The sequence below is a fragment of the Pseudomonas sp. PDM18 genome, from assembly GCF_014852585.1.
Lineage (GTDB): Bacteria > Pseudomonadota > Gammaproteobacteria > Pseudomonadales > Pseudomonadaceae > Pseudomonas.
In genome coordinates this window covers 63,580-82,909 of the sequence record NZ_JACVBX010000010.1, presented here as the reverse complement: position 1 = coordinate 82,909, position 19,330 = coordinate 63,580, and the positions used below count along the sequence as shown (strand labels likewise).

Annotated in this window: 16 protein-coding genes; 4 read left to right on the top strand and 12 right to left on the bottom strand. The window is 66.1% G+C overall.

Annotation, left to right across the window (positions count from 1 at the left end; translation table 11 throughout):
* Positions 1-49: 49 nt before the first annotated feature.
* Complete coding sequence (locus IB274_RS20015) at positions 50-2,134, top strand: EAL domain-containing protein (protein WP_192434068.1); 2,085 nt, start codon at positions 50-52, stop codon at positions 2,132-2,134.
* Between the two features lie 70 nt (positions 2,135-2,204).
* On the opposite strand, the gene serB is transcribed toward IB274_RS20015, so the two are convergent.
* Positions 2,205-3,416 (bottom strand): phosphoserine phosphatase SerB, encoded by a 1,212-nt coding sequence (gene serB, locus IB274_RS20010; RefSeq protein WP_138524114.1) that lies wholly within the window; start codon positions 3,414-3,416, stop codon positions 2,205-2,207.
* A 223-nt stretch (positions 3,417-3,639) separates the two neighbouring features.
* On the opposite strand from serB, the gene IB274_RS20005 reads away from it, so the two are divergent.
* Together IB274_RS20005 and IB274_RS20000 are read left to right on the top strand one after the other, a co-directional pair.
* A complete protein-coding gene (locus IB274_RS20005; protein WP_192434066.1) occupies positions 3,640-5,208 on the top strand; it encodes an AhpA/YtjB family protein in 1,569 nt (522 codons plus the stop codon).
* Positions 5,209-5,257: 49 nt separating this feature from the next.
* Entirely contained in the window at positions 5,258-5,794 is a 537-nt protein-coding gene (locus IB274_RS20000; protein WP_192434064.1) for a metal-dependent hydrolase, read from the top strand.
* Position 5,795: 1 nt separating this feature from the next.
* On the opposite strand, the gene IB274_RS19995 is transcribed toward IB274_RS20000, so the two are convergent.
* The 11 genes from IB274_RS19995 to IB274_RS19945 form a co-directional block, all read right to left on the bottom strand.
* Positions 5,796-7,034 (bottom strand): calcineurin, encoded by a 1,239-nt coding sequence (locus tag IB274_RS19995; RefSeq protein ID WP_192434388.1) that lies wholly within the window; start codon positions 7,032-7,034, stop codon positions 5,796-5,798.
* The gene (locus IB274_RS19990) at positions 7,034-8,590 is read right to left on the bottom strand and encodes a phospholipid carrier-dependent glycosyltransferase (RefSeq protein WP_192434386.1); all 1,557 of its coding nucleotides are present in this window, start codon (positions 8,588-8,590) and stop codon (positions 7,034-7,036) included. The genes IB274_RS19995 and IB274_RS19990 overlap by 1 nt, the downstream gene beginning before the upstream one ends.
* Positions 8,591-8,835: 245 nt before the next feature.
* Entirely contained in the window at positions 8,836-9,558 is a 723-nt protein-coding gene (locus IB274_RS19985) for a membrane integrity-associated transporter subunit PqiC (protein ID WP_192434062.1), read from the bottom strand.
* A 151-nt stretch (positions 9,559-9,709) separates the two neighbouring features.
* On the bottom strand, positions 9,710-11,974 hold the full coding sequence (parC, locus tag IB274_RS19980; RefSeq protein ID WP_192434060.1) for a DNA topoisomerase IV subunit A: 2,265 nt from the start codon (positions 11,972-11,974) through the stop codon (positions 9,710-9,712).
* Between the two features lie 7 nt (positions 11,975-11,981).
* Positions 11,982-12,506, bottom strand: coding sequence for a TIGR02281 family clan AA aspartic protease (locus tag IB274_RS19975; protein ID WP_192434059.1), 525 nt, complete (start codon positions 12,504-12,506; stop codon positions 11,982-11,984).
* Positions 12,503-13,543 carry an esterase-like activity of phytase family protein gene (locus IB274_RS19970; protein ID WP_192434057.1) on the bottom strand — a complete coding sequence of 347 codons (1,041 nt, stop codon included), beginning with the start codon at positions 13,541-13,543 and terminating at the stop codon, positions 12,503-12,505. Before IB274_RS19970 ends, IB274_RS19975 begins: the two co-directional genes overlap by 4 nt.
* Positions 13,543-15,438: a DNA topoisomerase IV subunit B gene (gene parE / locus IB274_RS19965; protein ID WP_192434055.1), complete on the bottom strand. Its 1,896-nt coding sequence runs from the start codon at positions 15,436-15,438 to the stop codon at positions 13,543-13,545. Before parE ends, IB274_RS19970 begins: the two co-directional genes overlap by 1 nt.
* Before the next feature lie 11 nt (positions 15,439-15,449).
* Positions 15,450-16,079 (bottom strand): YqiA/YcfP family alpha/beta fold hydrolase, encoded by a 630-nt coding sequence (locus IB274_RS19960; protein WP_192434053.1) that lies wholly within the window; start codon positions 16,077-16,079, stop codon positions 15,450-15,452.
* Positions 16,080-16,154: 75 nt separating this feature from the next.
* Complete coding sequence (gene cpdA, locus IB274_RS19955; protein WP_192434051.1) at positions 16,155-16,964, bottom strand: 3',5'-cyclic-AMP phosphodiesterase; 810 nt, start codon at positions 16,962-16,964, stop codon at positions 16,155-16,157.
* A gap of 159 nt (positions 16,965-17,123) precedes the next feature.
* Positions 17,124-17,582 (bottom strand): DUF1249 domain-containing protein, encoded by a 459-nt coding sequence (locus IB274_RS19950; RefSeq protein WP_192434049.1) that lies wholly within the window; start codon positions 17,580-17,582, stop codon positions 17,124-17,126.
* Entirely contained in the window at positions 17,573-18,190 is a 618-nt protein-coding gene (locus IB274_RS19945) for an NUDIX domain-containing protein (protein WP_192434047.1), read from the bottom strand. The genes IB274_RS19950 and IB274_RS19945 overlap by 10 nt, the downstream gene beginning before the upstream one ends.
* Before the next feature lie 228 nt (positions 18,191-18,418).
* Between IB274_RS19945 and IB274_RS19940 the strand changes: the two genes are divergently transcribed.
* The gene (locus tag IB274_RS19940; protein ID WP_192434045.1) at positions 18,419-19,171 is read left to right on the top strand and encodes an RsiV family protein; all 753 of its coding nucleotides are present in this window, start codon (positions 18,419-18,421) and stop codon (positions 19,169-19,171) included.
* Positions 19,172-19,330 lie beyond the last annotated feature (159 nt).

Genomic DNA, 19,330 nt, shown 5'->3' with positions numbered 1-19,330 from the left:
TTTCGTCGCCTTTTTGCTGCCGTCCAGCGCGGTATAAGCAGCCTTCCTCATGGCCAATGAAAAGAAAACCATCCGCCTGCTGATCCTGGAAGACTCGCAGAACGAAGCCGAGCGCCTGGTCAGCCTGTTCCGCAACGCCGGTCGTGCGACCCGCGTCCACCGCATTACCTCCAGTGAAGACCTGACGGACATCCTGCCCCAGGGCTGGGACCTGTTGATCGCCGCCCCGGAAGCCGAGGCGCTGGACCCGAGCGAAGCGCTGGGCGCCATTCGCCGCCAGGCCAAGGACATTCCCTTCATCCAGCTGGTCAGCGGCAATGATTCCGAAGCCGTGACCGAGGCCCTGGCCCTCGGCGCTCAGGATGCCCTGCCGCAAGGCGAGGACGAGCGCCTGATCCTGGTGGCCAACCGCGAGCTGGCCAACCTTGAGGAACGCCGCGCGCGCCGCTCCGCCGAAGTCGCCCTGCGCGAAGCGGAGAAGCGCTGCCAGTTGCTGCTGGACAGCTCGGTGGACGCCATCACCTACGTCCACGACGGCATGCACATCTACGCCAACCGCGCCTACGTCGGCCTGTTCGGCTACGAGGACGCCGAGGAACTGGAAGGCATGCCGATGATCGACCTGATCGCCGGCTGCGACCAGGCCACCTTCAAGGACTTCCTCAAGGGCTACCACATCACCAAGGAAAGCAGCGAAGACAACGCCGACCTCGCCTGCAGCGGCATCCGCAGCGACGGCCAGGCCTTCGCCGCGCGCATGACCTTCTCGCCCGCCACCTATGACGGCGAGCCGTGCATCCAGGTGGTGATCCGCGCCGAGTCTGACAACGCCCAGCTTGAGGAAAAACTCCGCGAAGTCAGCAGCCAGGACCTGGTCACCGGCCTGTACAACCGCGCCCACTTCCTCGACCTGATGGACAGCGCCGTGGAGCGCGCGGTGACCGCCGGCCAGCCGGCCACCTTCGCCTACATGCAACTCGACCGCGCCCAGGCGTTGCAACTGGACCTGGGCGTCGCCAGCATCGACCTGCTGCTGGCGGACCTGGGCAACCTCCTGCGCGGGCAATTCCCAGAGCCGGCCCAGTTGGCGCGCCTGAGCGACGACGTATTCGCCGTGCTGCTGCCGGGCGAGGCCCCGGAGCACTCCGCACCACGCTTCAGCTCGCTGCTGAAGAAAATCGAAGGCCACCTGTTCGACATCCATGGCCGCAGCGCACAGGTCACCCTCTCCATCGGCACTGCCGGGCTGGACGAGAAGACTACCCGCGCCCAGGAAGTCATCGAACGCGCCCACCGCGGCGCCGACGAGGTCGCGCAAAAGAACGGTAACGGCCTGAAGGTCTACAACCCAGCCGACGAACTGGCCGCCGCCGCCTACCGCGGCGACATTAGCGCGATCATCCGCCAGGCGCTGGAACAGAACAGCTTCCGCCTGCTGTTCCAGCCGATCATCAGCCTGCGCGGCGACACCCACGAACACTATGAAGTACTGCTGCGCCTGCTCAACCCGCAGGGCGAGGAAGTGCCGCCGGCGGATTTCCTCAACGCCGCCAAGGCCAGCGGCCTGGCCGAGAAGATCGACCGCTGGGTACTGCTCAACTCCATCAAGCTGCTCTCAGAGCACCGCGCCAAGGGACACGAGACCAAACTTTTCGTGCACCTCTCCAGCTCCAGCCTGCAGGACCCGGAACTGCTGCCGTGGCTGAGCGTGGCCCTCAAGGCTTCGCGCCTGCCGGCCGACGCCCTGATCATCCAGATCAGCGAACCGGACGCCATCGCCTTCCTGCGCCAGGCCAAGGTGCTGAGCCAGGGGCTGGCCGAGCTGCACTGCCAGGTCGCGCTCTGCCAGTTCGGCTGCGCGCTAAACCCGTTCAACACGCTCAAGCACATGAACGTCGACTTCGTGAAAGTCGACGGCTCCTACGTGCAGGACCTGAACGTCCCGGAGAACCAGGAAAACCTGAAGACCCTGATGGCCAGCCTGCACGCCCAGGCCAAGCTGACCATCGTGCCCATGGTGGAAAGCGCCACGGCCCTCGCCACCCTGTGGCAGGCCGGCGCCAACTACATCCAGGGCCGCTACCTGCAGGGCCCGAGCCAAGCGATGGACTACGACTTCGCTTCGGACGAGTAATTCCGACCGGCAGAAACAAGAAAGCCGCCCCAAGGGGCGGCTTTTTCATTCCGGCGTAGATCAGCGCTGGTCAGGCGCCTTCGCGGTCACGGAAGCCGAGCAGGTACAGGATGCCATCCAACCCGAGGGTGGAGATCGCCTGCTTGGCCGACTGCTTGACCAGCGGCTTGGCGCGGAACGCCACGCCCAGGCCGGCCAGGCCAAGCATCGGCAGGTCGTTGGCGCCGTCGCCCACGGCGATCGTCTGCTCCAGTTGCAGACCTTCCTTCGCCGCCAGCTCGCGCAGCAGGTCGGCCTTGCGCTGAGCGTCGACGATGGGCTCGATGGCCACGCCGGTCAGCTTGCCGTCGACGATCTGCAGCTCGTTGGCGAACACATAGTCGATGCCCAGCTTCGCCTGCAGCTGCTTGGCGAAGTAGCTGAAGCCGCCAGAAAGAATCGCGGTCTTGTAGCCCAGGCGCTTGAGCTCGGCGAACAGGGTCTCGGCGCCCTCCGTCAGGCGCAGCGAGGCGCCGATCTCTTCCAGCACATCCTCGGAGAGGCCCTGCAGCAGCGCCAGGCGCTCCTTGAAGCTGGCTCGGAAGTCCAGCTCACCGCGCATGGCACGCTCGGTGATCTCGGACACCTGCTCGCCGACGCCGGCGGCCTTGGCCAGCTCGTCGATCACTTCGGCCTCGATCAGTGTCGAGTCCATGTCGAACACCGCCAGACGGCGATTGCGGCGGAACACCGAGTCCTGCTGGAAGGCGATGTCGACGTTCAGTTCCTGGGCCACGCTGAGGAACTCGGCGCGCAGGGCCGCCGGATCGGCAGGCTCGCCACGCACGGAGAACTCGATGCAGCCCTTGCCCTCGTCGGCCGGCATATCCAGCGGCATGCGCCCGGACAGGCGATCGATCTGGTCGATGTTCAGGCCGTACTTGGCGGTGATCGAGCTGACCCGCTGCAGCTGCTCGGCGGTCACCCGGCGAGTCAGCAGGGTGACGATGTGGCGGGGCTTGCCCTGACCACCGACCCACTGGCGGTAATCGTCTTCGGAGACCGGAGTGAAGCGCACCTGCTGGTCGAGCTTGTAGGCCGTGAACAGCACGTCCTTGAGCACCGACGAGGCCCGCTCGTTATCCGGGATTTCCACCAGAATGCCGAAGGACAGGGTGTCGTGGATCACCGCCTGGCCGATATCGAGGATGTTCACGCCACCCTGCGCCAGGACGCCGGTAATGGCCGCGGTGAGGCCGGGGCGGTCTTCCCCGGTGATGTTGATCAGGACGATCTCGCGCAAGGCGCTGTCTCCGCCATGGAAAAAAGGCAGTCATTCTACCTGCTTTCAGTGCCTGCGGATGCTCCGCTCGCCCGCCCGCGAGACGGCGCCGCCGATCGGAATGCACGCCTGATCGATGCAGCGCGCAGACTTTCGCCGCCTTGACAGCGCCTGCGGCGCTTTGCCCCTCGGTAGGGCATCGTTATACTGCCCCGCATCTGCCCTAAAGAAGACCGAGCCCGCTGTGACCCGGCCCACCTCCGTCAAGCCTGACAATTTCTTCCTGCTGCTCTTCCACGCCCTGCGCCAGCGCCGCGTGCCGATTGCCCTGCGCATTGCCGTCCACGGCTTGCTGCTGGTGGCCACGGCCCTGGTGATCTACGCCTGCGTGATGGGCCTGCAGTTCAAGCAGGCCATGCAGCAGCAGGCCGATGCCCTTGGCCAGAGCCTGACCACGCAGACCGCGCAGTCGGCCACCGAGCTGCTGGTGTCCAATGACATCCTCAGCCTCAATGTGCTGCTCAACAACCTGACCAAAAACCCGCTGGTGGCCCACGCAGCCATCTACAGCGTGGACAACCGCATCCTTGCCGAGTCCGGCACGCGACCCAAGCAAGGCCTGCTGGGCGACGCCGAGGGCCTGTACTCCACGCCCATCACCTTCCAGGAAGTGATCGCCGGCCACCTGCGCATCAGCCTCGACATGCACCAATTCGAGCAGCCGATGACCGTCAGCCTGCAGAGCATGGGGCTGATCAGCCTGATCCTGTTGCTGCTCACCCTGACCTTCGGCCTGCGCCTGGGGCGGCAGATTTCCACCCCCCTGCTACAGCTTCGTGTCTGGCTGCGCGATCCGGACGACAGCGCGCCCGGCGCCGGTCTACAGAACGAGATCGGCGACCTCGCCCGCCAGCTCCAGGCGCGCCTGGCGCCAGAGAAGCCGCCGGTCCCCGAGCCGGTGATCAGCACCCCCGCACCGCGTCCGAAAGCGCCTGCCAAGGCTGGCAAGCCCGCAGCCAAGGAGCCTTCTCTGGAAGCTGCCGACGCCACTGACGAACACGAATTCGACGAGAACATCTTCTCCGACGACGAACTGCTCGCTCCCGCCGCGCGCCGCAAGTCCGAAGCCGACGAGGACTTCCCCGAGGAAGAGTTCGAGGCGGTGACGGACGAGGAAGCCGAAGACGAGATCGGCGTCGAAGAACAAGAGCCCGAAGCCGAGCCGGAGCCGGTTTCCGCCGGCACAAGCGCCGTGCTGGCCGTACAACTGGGCGCCCAGGAACAACTGCGCCGCCTGCCGCGGGCGCGACTGGTCGATTTGTTGCAGCGCTACCGCGACTGCCTGGAACAGGCCGCGCGCCTGTACAAGGGCACGCTTTACACCCTCAGCGACGGCGGCAGCCTGATCCTCTTCCACAGCCGCGACCAGGACGAAGAGTTCCTCACCAACGCCCTGTGCTGCGGCGAGCTGATGCGCGCCCTGGGCCATGCCCTGCAGATCGAAGTGGCCGACAGCGGCATCACTCTGCAACTGCAACTGGGCCTGGTGCTGGGCGAGGACATCGCCGACCTCGAACAGTCCGAGCTGCTGCAGGACTCTTCCGCTCAGGATGCGCTAGCCCTCAGCCAGCACAGCCGCAACCTGCTGCTGGTGGAGAAGTCCATCGGCGACGATGAAAAAGTCCGCGAGCGCGCACGTATTCGTCCTATCGCCAGCCCGGAAAACGCCTGCTGCGTGGAATGGCTGAAGGAACCTTATCCTTCCATGCTCGAACGCCAGCTCTCGCGCATGCGCGCCCTGCGCACCACCTGACCCCCAATAGAAAGAAAGGGGCCGCCGGGCCCCTCGTGGAAAGGATTCCATGACCACCCTGATCACCCATCCCCTGCCCGCGCTCGCCGTGGGTCTTGCGCTCGGCTCGCGCTTCATCCCGCCACGCCTGCTCCTGGCCGGCATGCTCGCCGCCTGCCTACCCGACCTCGATGTGCTTGCCTTCAAGCTGGGCATTGCCTACAACGACGCGTTCGGCCATCGCGGCTTCAGCCATTCCCTGCTGTTCGCGGCATGCATGGGTGCGCTCGGGGCGCTGTGCTGCCGCCCGCTGGGCAGCGGCCCGCTGAAGGCCGGCCTGTGGATGGGACTCGCCACCGCCTCCCACAGCGTGCTGGATGCGATGACAGACGGCGGCCTGGGCGTCGCATGGTTCTGGCCGTGGAGCGATCAGCGCTACTTCCTGCCGCTGCACCCCATCGAAGTCTCGCCCATCGGCCTATCGCGCTTCTTCAGCCAGCGCGGGCTGGAGGTGTTGATCTCGGAGGCGCGCTGGGTCTGGCTGCCCTGCCTGGGCGTGGCGGCGGCCGGCATCGGCCTACGCCGCGCAGTGCGTCGGAGCAACTGACTCAGCGCTTGCCCAGCTGCACCTGAAGCTGCTCCAGCAACGGCGCCTGCGCGCTCGGCAAAGGCAGCTTCGCGCTGTAACCCTTGAAGCTGCTGAACCGCGCCTGGTAATCCAGTTCGAGCCGGAAGCGGTTGTCCCAGCCGGGAGAATCTTCAGGCATCAGCTGATCGCAATCATGCAGGGCCTGCGGCGTCGCGCAGGGTTTGTACGCCTGAGGGTAGAACTGGCGCTTCCACAGCACCCAGGGCGACAGCGACAAACCGGCGAGGCTGTTGCGCCGCAGGTCCAGTTCCAGCAGTTGCAGCAGGCCATTACCGCCCAAGTACTGGTGCTGGTAGTCCACCATCACCATGTCCACGCTGTGCCCCAGGTCGTTGAGCATCCGCGTATGCACTGCCCCATCGGAATGGGCGTTCAGGGTGAGGAATACCTGATCGTTACGGCGAATGAGCCGATCCCACAACCGCGCGCCGCTGGCGTTGTCTTCGCGGGACAGCTCCGCCACGCCACCAGCGCTGGGCCTCAGGATGCTATGCGAGGCGAGGATCACCGGCACATGGGGATGCTCATCGATGACGCTCTGCGCCCACGCCAGGGTAGCCTCGGAAGGGCTCCAGTCCAGTGCCAGCAGAAGGAACGACTGACCGTAGCGCTGGAACAGGTGCACCTGGCTCAGGCCCTTGGGATCGCTGCCGACGTAGGTGCTCTGCCAGGCGGCTCGCTCGGGGCCGAAGTGATCCGCGAAACGATCGAGGAAGGAGCGGCGGTCATCCGTGCTGGCCTCTTCGTGCACATCACGCTCACCCGTAGCGATGCTATATGGCACACCGCGCTCCTCCAGCGTACGCATGGCGCCGCTGGCGGTCTGCCACTGGGTGGCGACACCGGCGTTTTCCACCACGTCGCCCAGGTGCACCACCAGCGGGACCTGCAGTACCTCGGCGTACTTGGCCAGCCAGAAAGTCTGCGCGAAGAACGCCAGCGCCGGCTGATACGGCAGGCCGGGGAAGCGCTGCTCGCTGCGAAACAGGTGACGCTTGCGGTGGTTGTTCTCCGCGTAGAACTGGGTATCAGGCAACAACGGCAGCACGAAGCTGCCGTCGCCTGAAGCGATCTCCAGCGCTGGCAACGGGTGCTGGCGGAAGAATGCCTGGTCCCGCTCGACCACATCCTGGGTATCGGAATCGCCGCAGCCGCTCAGCAACAGGCAGCCGGCAAGCAGGGAAGTCAATGCTTTCATCACGGGTTGGAGCCCACTCCGGGAAGGCGCAGCAGGCGGAAGGTTTCCTTGTCGAAGCTGCCTTCGAACAGCAACTCGGAGGCGGCAGGCAAGGAGGCGGCAATGCGCTTGGCATCACGGGCCTGGATCATGAGGTAGAACGGGCCGCCTTGCGCTGCCAACTGTTCCGGGCGGTCGAGGAACAGTGGCCTCAGGTCGCGGTCGAGGTTGACCATGAGCTTGATCGCCTGCGCGTCCGGCGCCATGCCATAGAGCGCCAGGGGCGCAGGCTCGGCATCGAGCTGGCGCAGCACTTCGCGGGAAAAGCCCTGGCTGTCATACAGGCGGTGTTCCATCGGCTCGAAGACCAGGATGTAACTTGCCCAAAGCGCGAGCGCGGCGCCCAGCGCCAATGTTGCCGGACGTCGCCAGCGCAGCGCGCCAAATACCAGCAGCGCGGCAAGCACGACGATACACGCCGGCAAGCGCCAGCCCAACGTGGCAAGCTCCTGTGGATAACGCTTCCAGGCCAGCCACAACCCCACCAGCAGCAAGGCCGGCAGGGCCACCCACAGCACACTCAGCAAACCCCGCAGCACTTGCGCCAGTCGACTGCCGGCGACCATGAACGGGTACCCCGCCACGATGGCGGCCAGCGGAGCCAGCGCGATGATGTAGCGGGCCTTCTTGGCCTGCGGCACCGACAACCCGGCCATGACCACCAGCGCCGCCAGGGCGCAGCCCGCTACCAGACGGAACGCCGGCTCGCGGCGACGCTGCCAGAGCAGCGCCAGTGCCGGAAGAGCCAGCGGGAAGGCCAACGCGTAATTGCCCAGGGAGCTTCGGAAGTAATACAGCGCGTCGCTGGAACCAGCAGAACCGTCCAGTCGACCGATCACTTGCATCCGCAGGACGTCCTGGACGAAGACTTCGCCCCCTACCGAGCGCGCCAGGGCGATCAGCGCGAAGACGCAGAGAATCAGCAGCGCCAGCGCGCTCGCCGAGAAGGCGAACAGTGGCTTCCAGCGCCGGTCCAGCAGCAACTGGCTGCACACCATGCCCGCCGGCACCACCAGCCCTAACGGGCCACGCAGAGCGAAACCGAGCAGCAACAGCGGCAAGAGGCGCAGCAGCAAGCCCGGGACGCCATGGCGTTCGGCGTGGAAGGCAACGTAGAAGGCAAGCAGGCCGACGGCGGCCACCATCAGATCCAGGGAGACAGCCCGTGTTTCGCTGACGAAGGTGGCGGTCAGCAGCAGCATAGCCACGCTGACCAGCGCCCAGGAGCGCGAGAACGGAGCCACCAGGCGGTACACGACGCCGGCGCAGATCGCCCCGGCCAGCGCGGTGGGCAGCCATGCGGTGAACTCGGTGACCCGGCCCAGCGGCAGCGACAACAGGTAGGTCAGGAAGGTCGAGGTGGCCGGATAGTCCGGATAGGGTGCGCCGTAGGTGGTCGGGAACCAGCCTGGCCCGTGGCGCAGCATTTCGCGCGCGAACAACACGAAGCGCGAATCGAAGCCGACGAAGGCATCGCCCTGCACACCAAGCAGGAACAGCACCAGCGCCGCCAGCATCACGCACAGCGTCTGACGACCCAGGGCGGAATCCGCCTGAACACCGGAGAATTGAGGGAGTGAAGACACGCGCGAGTCTCTCGCAGGTTCCGCGCGGAAAGCGTCCGAGCGCCAATCACCTGCACAAGCCCCTGTAGATACCACGGGGGCCGTCAAGAAGATGTCAAAACGGGCCACAGTAGAAGCAAAAAGGCCCGCAAAGCTATGCTCTGCGGGCCGTGAATGCTGCGATCACGAAGATCGACTTAGAAGCGGTAGACCTCGACATCAGTGCGGATCGGCACCACCAGCGGGATCTTCGGTCCTTCTTCCTTGGGCTTCGCCGCTTGCTCGGTGTTGGCCACCGCCGGCTTGCGTGGCGGCGCAGCCTGCTGCTCGGCAACCGCTGCGGCAACCGGGCGCACGTCACGGGCCAGTTGCACGGACAGCTTGCGCAGCAGGTCGCCTTGCGCCCGTACCTGGTCCTGCACGCTACCCGAATGCGCCTCTTCCTCGCGGAAAACGCGGCTGTCGCGCAGTTCACCCTTCTGGTCGAGCAGGCGCCAGCGCGCCTCCAGCACCGCCGGCTCCTTGGGGCCGGAGTCCAGGCGGCTGATGGTCAGCATGACCTGGACCTGCGGGGTGAAGCCGGGCTTCTCCGGGAACAGCGCCAGCCGGGTGCTGTCCAGCTCGCCCGAGAGCAGGCGCATCAGCTGCTGGCTGACGTTGGTCTCGAGGCTGCCGGCCCAGCGGGCTTCGGTGGACAGGTTGAGGATACCGTCTGCCTGACGCTGGACCATGGTCTCGCGCTTCAGGTAATCGGCCAGGGAGACCGGGCCGAGCAGTACGGCAACGCCGTTGTCACGGGTAGGGACGGGAACCGCGCCCGCATCCAGCTGGAACAGCTGGGTCGGTCGATTCACCGTGCAACCCGCCAGCCCGAGGAGGCTGACGAGGGAAAGATAGGCCAAGGCGCGCAATGCGCTCATCTGGATCACCGTCATTCGCCGAATATCGGCGCTACTTCCAACAAAACCAATATGACTTCAGGCAACGCGCCGCGGCGCCGGCTACCCAAAGGGACGTATCATCCCTTAACCGGCGCCTCAGCTCCAGAGGCAGAGTGTATCGAGCCGCGTTTCAATCCTGAGACAGCGATTCTACCAGCAAGGCGTCCACTCGCTGGAAACCGCGCGGCAGTTTATTGCCCCGGCGGCCCCTTTCACCCTTGTAGTGTTCCAGGTCGTCACCCTTGAGCGAGAGCGTCCGCTTGCCAGCCTGCAGCACCAGGGTCGCGCCCGTCGGAAGAACGGCGAGGTCGGTGAGGTACTCCTCGCGGCTCGCCACGCGGTCGCCCGGCACGCTGATGATCTTGTTGCCCTTGCCCTTGGCCAGCTGCGGCAGGTCGGACACCTTGAACAACAGCAGGCGACCTTCGGTAGTGACTGCGGCGATCCAGTCCTGTTCCAAATCGTTTACCGGGCGCGGCGCCATGACCTGCGCGCCGTTGGGCAGGCTGAGCAGCGCCTTGCCGGCCTTGTTCTTGGCCTGCATATCCTCGCCCTTGGCGACGAAGCCGTAGCCGGCGTCGGAGGCCAGCACATACAGGGCATTATCCTCCGGCAGCAGCACGCGATCGAAGGAGGCGCCCGGCGGCGGCGTCAGGCGACCGGTGAGCGGCTCGCCCTGGCCACGGGCGGACGGCAGGCTGTGGGCCGCCAGCGAGTAGCTGCGCCCCGTGGAATCGATGAACACCGCGTACTGGTTCGAGCGGCCCGGCGCGGCCACCTTGAAACCGTCGCCAGCCTTGTAAGACAGGCCGGTGGCGTCGATATCGTGGCCCTTGGCGCAACGCACCCAGCCTTTCTCGGACAGCACCACGGTCACCGGCTCGGTCGGCATCAGCTCGGTTTCCGACAGGGCACGGGCCTCGGCGCGGGCGACGATGGGCGAGCGGCGGTCGTCGCCGTAGGTCTCGGCGTCGGCCAGCAGCTCGTCACGCACCAGCTTGCGCAGCTTGGCGTTGGAACCCAGGATCGCCAGTAGTTTGGCGCGCTCCTTGGCCAGCTCGTCCTGCTCGCCGCGTATCTTCATCTCTTCCAGGCGCGCCAGTTGACGCAGGCGAGTGTCGAGGATGTAGTCGGCCTGCAGCTCGGAGAGCTCGAAGCGCTGCATCAGGACCGGCTTGGGCTGGTCCTCGGTGCGGATGATGTGGATGACTTCGTCGAGGTTGAGGAAGGCGACCAGCAAGCCTTCCAACAGGTGCAGGCGCTTCTCGACCTTGTCCAGGCGGAACTGCAGGCGACGGCGCACGGTGTCGGTGCGGTAGGTCAGCCACTCGCTCAGTACCTGGCGCAGGTCCTTGACCTGGGGTTTGCCGTCCAGGCCGATGACGTTCATGTTCACCCGGTACGAGCTTTCCAGGTCGGTGGTGGCGAACAGGTGGGTCATCAGCTCTTCGGCGTCCACGCGGTTGGAGCGCGGAATGATGACGATGCGGGTCGGGTTCTCGTGGTCCGACTCGTCGCGCAGGTCGGCCACCATCGGCAGCTTCTTGGCCTGCATTTGCCCGGCGATCTGCTCCAGCACCTTGGCCCCGGAGACCTGGTGCGGCAGCGCGGTGACCACGATGTCGCCGTCCTCGACGCGGTACACGGCGCGCATGCGCACCGAGCCACGGCCGGTTTCGTAGATCTTCTGCAGGTCGGCGCGCGGGGTGATGATTTCCGCTTCGGTGGGGAAGTCCGGGCCCTGTACATGCTCCATCAGGTCGGGGATGGTCGCCTGCGGCTCATCCAGCAGGCGGATACAGGCAGCGGCCACTTCGCGCAGGTTGTGCGGCGGAATGTCTGTGGCCATGCCCACGGCGATGCCGGTGGTGCCGTTGAGCAGCAGGTTCGGCAGGCGCGCCGGCAGCACGGCCGGCTCGTCCAGGGTGCCGTCGAAGTTCGGCACCCAGTCCGCGGTGCCCTGGCCCAGCTCGGACAGCAGGGTCTCGGCGTAGCGCGACAGGCGGGCCTCGGTGTAACGCATGGCGGCGAAGGACTTGGGATCGTCCGGCGCACCCCAGTTGCCCTGGCCGTCCACCAGCGGGTAGCGGTAGGAGAACGGCTGCGCCATCAGCACCATGGCTTCGTAGCACGCCGAGTCGCCGTGGGGGTGGTATTTACCCAGCACGTCACCGACGGTACGCGCCGACTTCTTGTGCTTGGAATCCGCGTCCAGGCCCAGTTCGCTCATGGCGTAGACGATGCGCCGCTGCACGGGCTTCAGACCGTCGCCGATGTGCGGCAGGGCGCGGTCCATGATCACGTACATGGAATAGTTCAGGTAAGCCTGTTCGGTGAAGTCGGCCAGTGACCGGCGCTCCACGCCCTCCAGACTCAGATCGAGGGTTTCGCTCATGCGTGCCTCACGGTGTAGATCGCTGGCGCAGCACCAGGGTGCCGTCCTGCTGGGTGAAATCGAGTTGTCTGAGTGCGCTCATGCCGAGCAGCACCTCGTCGCCTTCCATGCCCGGCGCGATCAGCGCCGGCACATCGGTCAGGCGGATGTCGCCAAGCTGCAGGCTGGGCAGGCGCGTGCGCCAGCCCTGGCTGCGGCCGTTGGCGGTGTCCAGGGTCACCGGCAAGCCGCGCGGCAGGCCGAGGCGGTCGGCCAGGCGCTGCGGCAGGGCCACCTGGGTGGCACCGGTGTCGAGCATGAAGGTCACCGTCTCGCTGCCGATCCTGCCGTCCACCACGTAGTGGCCGCCACGATTGCCGATCAGCCGTACTTCCACGTAGCCGTCGCCGCGGGTCGACTGCGGCTGCGGGTTGGGGTTGTGCTGACGAGTTTCCCAGGCGCCGAAATAGCGGGTGGCCAGCAGGATACCCGCGCCCCAAGCGAGGAACATCATGATCTTGCCGATCCGCTTGCCCGGCACCGCGTCGTTCATTTGCCACCGAGCCAGCCGCCGGCCGGCGCCGCGAAGCGCAGCACGTAGGGGCGACTGTCGCCATCGGCACGGGCATGCTCGCCGTTGTCCAGGCCGATCCAGGCGCCCTGGTCGTCGAGGATCAGCGCTTCGGCCACGCCATAAGGCAGGTCATAGCGCCGTTCCGGGGCCAGCGCACCGGCGGCGAAGGACCAGCACAGCTCCTGCGCGCCGCTTTTGGCATCGCGGCGGCAGATCTGGTGCGCCAGGCGCTCCAGGGTGAACAACTTGTCCTTGTACAGCGCGAGGTCGGAGAAATCGATCGGCAGGGCGCGCTCGGCGCCCAGTTCAGGCGGCGGCAGCGCGGTGCCGCCTTCGCTGAGCATTACGCAGTTGCCATCGCACTTCCAGGTGCCGTTTTCGTTATGCACCTTGAGCAGGCCGCGACGCTGACGCTCGGCGGCCAGCCAGAGCTGCTTACCATCGGCGCTGATGGCGATGCCTTCGTAAAGCGCATTGAATTCCATCAGCAGGCCACTGGCGCGGGCCTGGCGCAGCAGGTTCTGCGGTAAAGGCAGCCAGCTCGGCTCACCGACGGCGGGCAGCAGCAGGACGGCGGCATAACCTTCGCTGACCAAATAGCGGTTGCCCGCCTGATCGCAGCTGATGCCTTCGAAGTCCATGGCGCCGCCACGCAGCAGGCCGCCGATGCTGACCCGCGCGCGAGTGCCCCAGGACAGGCCGCTTTCCGGCGGACCCGGCACCACGAAGGGTTCGGCGCTGGCCTGCCAGGCCTTGCCCGGCGTCTCGTCGACCAGCAGGCGGTAGATGCGGTCGTCATCACGGTCGGACACCGTCCACATCTCGTTGCCGCACAGCGCCAGCCCGGAAAGATTGCCGCTGGGCATGCCTTCCACCGGGTGTTCCGCGACGAACTGCAGCGACGCTGGCGCCAGGGGGGTGGCGAGCGGCGCGGCAGCCTTGGGAGCCTGCTCGGGCGCCTGGGCGGCGACGGCAAGGCCGGCGCAAAGCCCAAGGGAGAGCAACAGCCAGCGCATCAGGCGATGTCCGCCAGGTTGCCCTTGGTTTCCAGCCAGGACTTGCGGTCGCCGGCGCGCTTCTTGGCCAGCAGCATGTCCATCATTTCCACGGTGCCCTCGGTGTCTTCCAGGGTCAGCTGGACCAGCCGGCGGGTGTTCGGGTCCATGGTGGTTTCACGCAGCTGCGGCGGGTTCATCTCGCCCAGGCCCTTGAATCGGGTGACCTGCGGCTTGCCACGGCGCTTCTCGGCGGCCAGGCGGTCAAGGATGCCATCGCGCTCGGCTTCGTCCAGGGCGTAGAAGACTTCCTTGCCCAGGTCGATACGGAACAGCGGCGGCATGGCGACGTAGACGTGGCCGGCTTCCACCAGCGGGCGGAAGTGGCGGACGAACAGCGCGCACAGCAGGGTGGCGATGTGCAGGCCGTCGGAGTCGGCGTCGGCGAGGATGCAGATCTTGCCGTAGCGCAGCTGGCTGAGGTCGGCCGCGCCCGGATCGACGCCGATGGCCACGGCGATGTCGTGGACTTCCTGACTGGCGAGCACTTCGCCGCCATCCACTTCCCAGGTGTTCAGGATTTTCCCGCGCAGCGGCATGATCGCCTGGAATTCCTTGTCGCGCGCTTGCTTGGCCGAACCGCCGGCGGAGTCACCTTCCACCAGGAACAGCTCGGAACGCATCGGGTCCTGCCCCGCGCAGTCAGCCAGCTTGCCGGGCAGCGCCGGGCCCTGGGTGACCTTCTTGCGCTCGACCTTCTTGCCCGCCTTGAGGCGGCGGCCGGCGTTGCTGATAGCCAGTTCGGCCAGTTGCAGGCCCAACTCGGGGTGGGCATTGAGCCACAGGCTGAACGCGTCCTTGACCACGCCGGAGACGAACGCCGCGGCCTCGCGGGAGGACAGGCGTTCCTTGGTCTGGCCGGAGAACTGCGGCTCCTGCATCTTCATCGAGAGGACGAAGGCGATGCGCTCCCAGACGTCTTCCGGCGCCAGCTTGACGCCGCGCGGCAGCAGGTTGCGGAACTCGCAGAACTCGCGCATCGCATCCAGCAGGCCCTGGCGCAGTCCGTTGACGTGGGTGCCGCCCTGGGCGGTGGGAATCAGGTTGACGTAGCTTTCCTGCAGCGATTCGCCGCCCTCGGGCAGCCACAGCAGGGCCCAGTCCACCGCTTCCTTGTTGCCGGCCAACGAGCCGCAGAACGGCTCGTCGGGCAGGCGCAGGTTCTCGGAGACTGAGTCGACGAGGTAGGAACGCAGGCCGTCCTCGTAGTGCCACTCGATGCGCTCGCCGGTGGACTTGTCCTCGAAGCTGACCAGCAGGCCCGGGCACAGCACGGCCTTGGCCTTGAGCACGTGCTTGAGGCGGCTGACGGAGAACTTGTGCGAATCGAAGTACTTGGCGTCCGGCCAGAAGTGCACGCTGGTGCCGGTATTGCGTTTGCCGACGGTGCCGACGACCTCGAGGTCGCTGGACTTGAAGCCGTCGGCGAAGGTCATGCGGTACTCGTTACCGTCACGCTTGACCCGCACCTCGACCAGGGTCGACAGCGCGTTCACCACCGAGATGCCCACGCCGTGCAGGCCGCCGGAGAACTGGTAGTTCTTGTTGGAGAACTTGCCGCCGGCGTGCAGCTTGGTGAGGATCAGTTCGACGCCGGGCACGCCTTCTTCGGGGTGGATGTCCACTGGCATGCCACGGCCGTCGTCGATCACTTCCAGCGAGTTGTCCTCGTGGAGGATCACCTGCACGCTCTTGGCGTGGCCGGCAAGGGCTTCGTCGACGCTGTTGTCGATGACTTCCTGGGCCAGGTGGTTGGGCCGCGAGGTGTCGGTATACATGCCCGGGCGCTTGCGCACCGGGTCGAGGCCGGAGAGAACCTCGATGGCGTCTGCGTTATAGGCGTTCTGCTGGGCCATGGGGTTCCTGCTTAATCAGTCGAAGAGGTGATGGCTTCAAATTCGGAGAAATCCACGTCGCGCCACTGGCTGGACGGCACCCCGGCAAAGGCCAGGAGAGCCGGCAGATGGCTGACGAAGCGCTGGAAGCCGTGGTCGCCGCCGGACTCGATGCGCAACGCACCGGCCCGGTAGTAGCGCTCGGCGGCGCGGTAATCGAGGGTTTCGTCGGCGGTCTGCAGCCACACCTGGTAGCGCGAGCCGTCGATGGGCGCGGGGACTTCAAGTTCCGCCAGCGCAGCGACGTGGTCCGGGGTCAGTTCCCAGGTCTCGCCACTGTAGTAGTTGGTCTGCGGGCCGAGCTGGCCGTCAAACAGCCGGTGCGGCGCCACGGCCGGGTTGATCAGCACGGCCTTCAGGCCATGGCGCTCGGCCAGGTACGTCGCGTAGTAACCGCCCAGGGAGCTGCCGATCAGCAGCGGCTGGCCCAGTTCGGCGATGGCGGCTTCCAATTGCGCCAAAGCCTTGCGCGGATGGTGATGCAGCGCGGGCACGCGCAGCTGGTCGGCCAGACCCAGGCGCTCCATGGCAGCCGTGAACTGGCGCGCCTTCTGCGAGCCGGGCGAACTGTTGAATCCGTGGATATAGAGGAATGCGGTCATGGGCCGGGAGGCTACAAGCTGCAAGTGGCATGCCGCAAGTGGGTCAGCGTCGCAAGGCGTTCGAAGCGTGACCGTTCAATAGCCCTTGATGCTGTAGTCGACTTCAAACTCGATGTCGGTCACACGCGAAACGCCGGTCTCGACCTGACCATCGGGCAGCAGGCGCAGCCAGCGATAGCCCGGCGCCGGGCTGTCGACGCAGAAGTCCTCGCTGCCCGGAGTGAACTGCACGCAGGTCGACGGCGAGGCGAGCAGACGCACGTCGCCGCGCATGCGGTCGATCTCCTGGTGCACGTGTCCCCAGAGCAGGCAGCGTACGTTCGGGTGACGGTCGATGACGGCGAACAGGCGTTCCGGGTTGTAGATGCCGATGCGATCCATCCACTGGCTGCCGATGGACACCGGGTGGTGGTGGAAGCTGATCAGCAGGTGTTTGTCCGGCGCAGCCTGGATGGCACGCTCCAGCAGCTGGATCTGTTCGACGGTCATCTGGCCCGGCACCGCCCCGGGAATGGTCGAGTCCAGCAGGATCACCCGCCAGGCGCCCAGGTCGATCACCGGGTCGAGCAGGTCGGTACCCGCGGCGGCTTCGCGCATCGGCTCCATTTCGTCGTGATTGCCGGGGAACCAGCGGGTCAGCGCAGCGATGGGCGCAGTAATGTCGCGAAAGCGCCGGTAGGACTCGACCGAGCCGTCCTGGGAGAGATCCCCCGTGGCCAGCACCAGATCGATCGCCGGTTGCTCCTCGCCCACAAGGCGGACGACCTGGGTCAGGCTGTCGGCGGTGTCCATGCCCAGCAGCCGGCCGTTCTCTTGCGCGAACAGGTGGCTGTCAGAAAGCTGGACGACCAGGACGGAATCGGAAGCGCTGGACTGGGTGGGCAAAACGCCTTCTCCTGTGAGGCGGGCGTGCGGGGATTCGTGACGAAGTATGGTGACAGGCGCCCCCCTGAGCAAACCGGGAAAGCGTCACAGATCACAGTTAGGGACACGAGTGTGCGATGGGCGGGCAGGATATCATGGCATGCCGCCATCATCCTGATTTCAGCGTTGCAGCACCGGCTCCAGCTCGTGGCCGCAGGACAGGCAGTGGCTCAGCCATTCGCCGAGGAACTGGTTGAGCTGGTTCTTCTCGTCCGGCTGGTGCATCGCCTGGTTCGGGTAGGGGTAGATCGCCAGCAGGCGGCGCGCCTGCTCGGCGCCGACCACTTCGGCCATGCGCGCGTCGTGGTAGACCCGCACTTCCAGCCTGGGTGCCGGCAGCCAGGGCAGCCCCAGTTCCTGGCGCACCTGCAGCACGGTGGTGTAGGGGCAGGCTTCGATCACGTCCAGCGCCAGCACGCCGAGCAACCGCTCGCCTTCACTGAGCGCCACACGGCGCGAGACCTGGGTCTCGCGCATTTCCGGCAGCAGGCGCATCAGGCGCAAGTAGTTCGCCTCGCAGGTCGCCTGCAGGCCCGCCAGGTCGACGCGATAGCGCTCGCGCAACAGATTCACACCCATAACCCCCTTACCTCGGCGCGATTGAGCGCCAGCCATTGCAGGGCGAGCATGCTCGCCGCGTTGTTGATGCGACCGTCACGTACGGCCTGCAGTGCTTCCTCGAACGGCATGACGTGGACGCGAATGTCCTCGCCCTCCTCCTCCAGCCCGTGGATGCCCGAGGCGTTGCTGCTGTCGCAGCGGCCGACGAACAGGTGGACCAGCTCATTGCTGCCGCCGGGCGACGGCAGGTACTGGGCGATCGGCCAGAGTGCGCCGAGGGTCAGGCCGGCCTCTTCCACCGCTTCGCGGCGGGCGACCTCCTCGGGTTCCTCGTCCTTGTCGATCAGCCCGGCCACCAGCTCCATCAGCCAGGGGTTGACCCCGGCGTCCATGGCGCCAATGCGGAACTGTTCGATCAGCACCACTTCATCGCGTTGCGGATCGTAGGGCAGCACGCACACGGCATCGTGGCGCACGAACAACTCGCGCTTGAGCACCGGGCCCATGCCGCCGGCGAACTGGCGGTGCCGCAGGTGCAGGCGGTCGACCTTGTAGAAGCCCTTGAAGCACTGCTCGCGCTTCTGGATCTCGATGTCCAGGGGGCCTGGTTTGAACGTTTCCGACATCCCGTTCCTACTCCCGTTCCTACTGACAGTGCATTGAACTTCGCGCCATCCTATCGCGCCGCCGAAGGCGACGCAGCCTCTTTCGCGGGCGGCCGGACGGCCAGATTGGCTGTGACCGCCGCACGCAGCCGGGGTTCGCAAAGTGGTTCATAATCAACCGCCGAACCGGCAGCGCCGATGGCGGTCGAACCACTCCATTGCCGGCGAACGTCCACGACAAGGAATCCCATGCGACTTCTGAAACTAGCAGCCCTGTGCGGCATCAGCCTGTCACTGGGGGCGTGCCAGGGTCTGTTCAAGCCCGCGCTCGACGAACCGCTGCCTGCGCAACACACCGCCTTCGAACATGCCAAGCCGGGTTGCCAGGGTGACCAATGCCCGCTGTTCAACCTCGACACCGTAAGCTTCGACGACGAGCCGGCGCTCAACGAAGCGATCAACACGCAACTGCTGCAACTGTCCCGCGAAGGCGACGGTGCGCCCCCGGCGAGCCTGGACGTCTACGAGAAACGCTTCCTCGATTCGGCCCAGCCCGGCTGGAGCAGCTACCTGCAGGCCAAGATCCGCGAACAGCATGACGGTCTGGTGATCATCGAGCTGTCCAGCTATCGCTTCACCGGCGGCGAGTACGGCCAGCCCGGCCGCGCGTTCATCAATTATGATCGACGCATCCACAAGGTGCTCGCCCTGCAGGACATTCTTCTGCCCGGCCAGGAGGACAACTTCTGGAAAGTGGCGCGCATGGCACACCAGGCGTGGATCCTGCAGAACAAGCTGGACGAGCAGGACCCGAACTTCTCGAAGGACTGGCCGTTCCAGCCCACCGAGCACTTCGCCCTGACCTTCGGGGCGATGACGCTCAAGTACGACATCGACCGCATCGCGCCGCATTCGGTCGGGCACCCGGAGCTGAAGATTCCGTATCCGCGCCTGAATGGCATCGTGAAGCCCTACTACTTCCCGGGGCGCGGGGCGCAGTAGGTTGGTTCACAGCGACCGGTAGTCAATCGCGGATTCATCCTCGATTAGCCGGCAAGGCCAGTATTGGATGTGTTCGCGAGCAAGGGCTAGGCGCCCCCTCGGCCCTACAAGAGCCGTTGCACCGGCGTCGAGCCTGTAGGAGCGAGCTTGCTCGCGAAC

What these genes read in the sequence shown, in the direction of transcription:
- IB274_RS19985 (WP_192434062.1), bottom strand. Translation starts at nt 9,558, where the DNA reads ATGAGCGCATTGCGCGCCTTGGCCTATCTTTCCCTCGTCAGCCTCCTC.
- IB274_RS20015 (WP_192434068.1), top strand. Translation starts at nt 50, where the DNA reads ATGGCCAATGAAAAGAAAACCATCCGCCTGCTGATCCTGGAAGACTCG.
- IB274_RS19945 (WP_192434047.1), bottom strand. Translation starts at nt 18,190, where the DNA reads ATGTCGGAAACGTTCAAACCAGGCCCCCTGGACATCGAGATCCAGAAG.
- IB274_RS19950 (WP_192434049.1), bottom strand. Translation starts at nt 17,582, where the DNA reads ATGGGTGTGAATCTGTTGCGCGAGCGCTATCGCGTCGACCTGGCGGGC.
- IB274_RS19975 (WP_192434059.1), bottom strand. Translation starts at nt 12,506, where the DNA reads ATGAACGACGCGGTGCCGGGCAAGCGGATCGGCAAGATCATGATGTTC.
- IB274_RS19960 (WP_192434053.1), bottom strand. Translation starts at nt 16,079, where the DNA reads ATGACCGCATTCCTCTATATCCACGGATTCAACAGTTCGCCCGGCTCG.
- IB274_RS19995 (WP_192434388.1), bottom strand. Translation starts at nt 7,034, where the DNA reads ATGAAAGCATTGACTTCCCTGCTTGCCGGCTGCCTGTTGCTGAGCGGC.
- IB274_RS19990 (WP_192434386.1), bottom strand. Translation starts at nt 8,590, where the DNA reads ATGCTGGCGGCGCTGGTGCTGTTCCTGCTTGGTGTGCAGGGCGATGCC.
- IB274_RS19940 (WP_192434045.1), top strand. Translation starts at nt 18,419, where the DNA reads ATGCGACTTCTGAAACTAGCAGCCCTGTGCGGCATCAGCCTGTCACTG.
- IB274_RS20000 (WP_192434064.1), top strand. Translation starts at nt 5,258, where the DNA reads ATGACCACCCTGATCACCCATCCCCTGCCCGCGCTCGCCGTGGGTCTT.
- IB274_RS19970 (WP_192434057.1), bottom strand. Translation starts at nt 13,543, where the DNA reads ATGCGCTGGCTGTTGCTCTCCCTTGGGCTTTGCGCCGGCCTTGCCGTC.
- parE (WP_192434055.1), bottom strand. Translation starts at nt 15,438, where the DNA reads ATGGCCCAGCAGAACGCCTATAACGCAGACGCCATCGAGGTTCTCTCC.
- parC (WP_192434060.1), bottom strand. Translation starts at nt 11,974, where the DNA reads ATGAGCGAAACCCTCGATCTGAGTCTGGAGGGCGTGGAGCGCCGGTCA.